This window comes from Bradyrhizobium sp. AUGA SZCCT0222 (assembly GCF_018130205.1).
Lineage (GTDB): Bacteria > Pseudomonadota > Alphaproteobacteria > Rhizobiales > Xanthobacteraceae > Bradyrhizobium.
The window spans coordinates 1-3,214 of the sequence record NZ_JAFCLX010000096.1; the positions used below are offsets into that span (position 1 = coordinate 1).

A 3,214-nucleotide genomic window follows, 5' to 3' on the forward strand; every position below is an offset into this window, starting at 1 on the left:
GCCGGCGTCACCGTCAGCATCGCGGCCAGCGCCGCATTGTTGGAGCCGAGGCCCAAAATGGTGCCCGAGGCCACCACGGCAGTCACCGTCGGGGTCACCGCGTCGGACAGATCCAGATCGGTCACCGTCAGCGTGCCGGCCACCGCCAGCGCTGCATCGGTCTCGACCAGGGTCTCGGCGGCGCTGTCGCCGCTACCGACCGTAATGTCCGGCCCGTCATTGCTGCCGGTGATCGTGACGGTCACGGTCTGCTCGTCGAATGCCAGGCTGTCATCGGTGGCCCGCACCGTGTAGGTCAGCGTCAGCGTCTCGCCGTCGTCGAGATAGTCGAACGCCTCCGGCGTCGAACTGAACGACCAGTTCAGGTTGCTGGCGTCGCCGGGATCGGCGTCGATCGCAGCCGGCGTCACCGTCAGCATCGCGGCCAGCGCCGCGTTATTGGAGCCGAGGCCCAAAATGGTGCCCGAGGCCACCACCGAGGCGACCGTCGGGGTTACCGTATCCGACAGATCGATGTCGGTCACCGTCAGGGTGCCGCCAACCGCCAGCGCCGCATTGGTCTCGACAAGGGTCTCGGCCGCGCTATCGCCGCTACCGACCGTAATGTCCGGCCCGTCATTGCTGCCGGTGATGGTGATGATGACGGTCTGCTCGTCGAACGCCAGGCTGTCATCGGTCGCCCGCACCGTGTAGGTCAGCGTCAGCGTCTCGCCGTCGTCGAGATAGTCGAACGCCTCCGGCGTCGAACTGAACGACCAGTTCAGGTTGCTGGTATCGCCGGGATCCGCATCGATCGCAGCCGGCGTCACCGTCAGCATCGCGGCCAGCGCCGCATTGCCCGAGCCCAGCCCTGTGGTGGTGCCCGAGGCCACCACCGAGGCGACCGTCGGAGTCACCGCGTCGGACAGGTCGATGTCGTTCACCGTCAGGGTGCCGGCCACCGCCAGCGCCGCATCGGTCTCGACCAGGGTCTCGGCGGCGCTGTCGCCGCTACCGACCGTGATGTCCGGCCCGTCATTGCTGCCGGTGATCGTGATAATGAGCGTCTGCTCGTCGAATGCCGGGCTGTCGTCGGTCGCCCGCACCGTATAGGTCAGCGTCAGCGTCTCGCCGTCGTCGAGATAGTCGAACGCCTCCGGCGTCGAGCTGAACGACCAGTTCAGGTTGCTGGTATCGCCAGGATCGGCGTCGATCGAGGCCGGCGTCACCGTCAGCATCGCGGCCAGCGCCGCATTGCCCGAGCCCAGCCCTGTGGTGGTGCCGGAGGCCACCACCGACGCAACCGTCGGGGTCACCGCATCCGACAGGTCGATATCCGTCACCGTCAGGGTGCCGCCAACCGCCAGCGCCGCATTGGTCTCGACAAGGGTCTCGGCGGCGCTGTCGCCGGCGCCTACCGTAATATCAGGCCCGTCATTGCTGCCGGTGATCGTGATGGTCACGGTCTGCTCGTCGAATGCCAGGCTGTCGTCGGTGGCCCGCACCGTATAGGTCAACGTCAGCGTCTCGCCGTCGTCGAGATAGTCGAACGCCTCCGGCGTCGAGCTGAACGACCAGTTCAGGTTGCTGGTATCGCCGCTGTCGGCATCGATCGAATCTGGCGTCACCGTCAGCATCGCGGCCAGCGCCGCGTTGTTGGAGCCGAGGCCCAGAATGGTGCCCGAGGCCACCACCGACGCGACCGTCGGAGTCACCGCATCCGACAGGTCGATATCCGTCACCGTCAGGGTGCCGCCAACCGCCAGCGCTGCATTGGTCTCGGCCAGCGTCTCGGCGGCGCTGTCGCCGCTGCCGACCGTAATGTCCGGCCCGTCATTGCTGCCGGTGATGGTGATGATGACCGTCTGCTCGTCGAATGCCAGACTGTCGTCGGTCGCCCGCACCGTATAGGTCAGCGTCAGCGTCTCGCCGTCGTCGAGGTAGTCGAACGCCTCCGGCGTCGAGCTGAACGACCAGTTCAGATTGCTGGCGGCACCGGGATCCGCATCGATCGAGGCCGGTGTCACCGTCAGCATTGCGGCCAGCGCCGCATTGCCCGAGCCCAGCCCTGTGGTGGTGCCGGAAGCCACCACCGAAGCGACCGTCGGAGTCACCGCATCCGACAGGTCGATGTCGTTCACCGTCAGGGTGCCGGCCACCGCCAGCGCCGCATTGGTCTCGGCCAGCGTCTCGGCGGCGCTGTCGCCGCTCCCGACCGTAATGTCCGGCCCGTCATTGCTGCCGGTGATGGTGATAATGAGAGTCTGCTCGTCGAATGCCAGGCTGTCGTCGGTGGCCCGCACCGTGTAGGTCAGCGTCAGCGTCTCGCCGTCGTCGAGGTAGTCGAACGCCTCCGGCGTCGAGCTGAACGACCAGTTCAGATTATTGGCGTCGCCGCTGTCGGCGGCAATTGCGGCCGGCGTCACCGTCAGCATTGCAGCCAGCGCCGCGTTGTTGGAGCCAAGGCCCAAAATGGTGCCCGAGGCCACCACCGAGGCGACCGTCGGAGTCACCGCATCCGACAGATCGATGTCGGTCACCGTCAGGGTGCCCGCCACCGCCAGTGCCGCATTGGTCTCGAGCAGCGTCTCCGCCGCGCTGTCGCCGGCGCCTACCGTGATATCCGGCCCGTCATTGCTGCCGGTGATGGTGATGGTCACGGTCTGCTCGTCGAACGCCAGGCTGTCATCGGTGGCCCGCACCGTATAGGTCAGCGTCAGCGTCTCGCCGTCGTCGAGGTAGTCGAACGCCTCCGGCGTCGAGCTGAACGACCAGATCAGATTATTGGCGTCGCCGCTGTCGGCGTCGATCGAGGCCGGCGTCACCGTCAGCATTGCGGCCAGCGCCGCATTGTTGGAGCCCAGCCCTGCGGTGGTGCCCGAGGCCACCACCGAGGCGACCGTCGGGGTCACCGCATCCGACAGGTCGATATCCGTCACCGTCAGGGTGCCGCCAACCGCCAGCGCTGCATCGGTCTCGACCAGCGTCTCGGCGGTGCTGTCGCCGGCGCCTACCGTAATGTCCGGCCCGTCATTGCTGCCGGTGATGGTGATCGTGAGCGTCGTCGACGCGGTCGCCCCGAACTGGTCGGTCACCGTGTAGGTGAACGCCTCGCTCGCCGATGCGCCCTGCGCCAGCGCCTGGGTGTCCGGATCTGAATTGTTGAGCGTGTAGGTGTAACTGCCGTTGCTGTTGATCGTCACCGACCCATAGGTGCCGGCAACCGCATTGCCGA

At 66.9% G+C, this 3,214-nt stretch carries 1 protein-coding gene; it reads right to left on the minus strand.

Translation table 11 applies throughout. The features are described from left to right. Positions 1-3,214: beta strand repeat-containing protein (locus JQ629_RS36855; protein WP_212416785.1), on the minus strand; the 3,214-nt coding region annotated here is incomplete at both ends.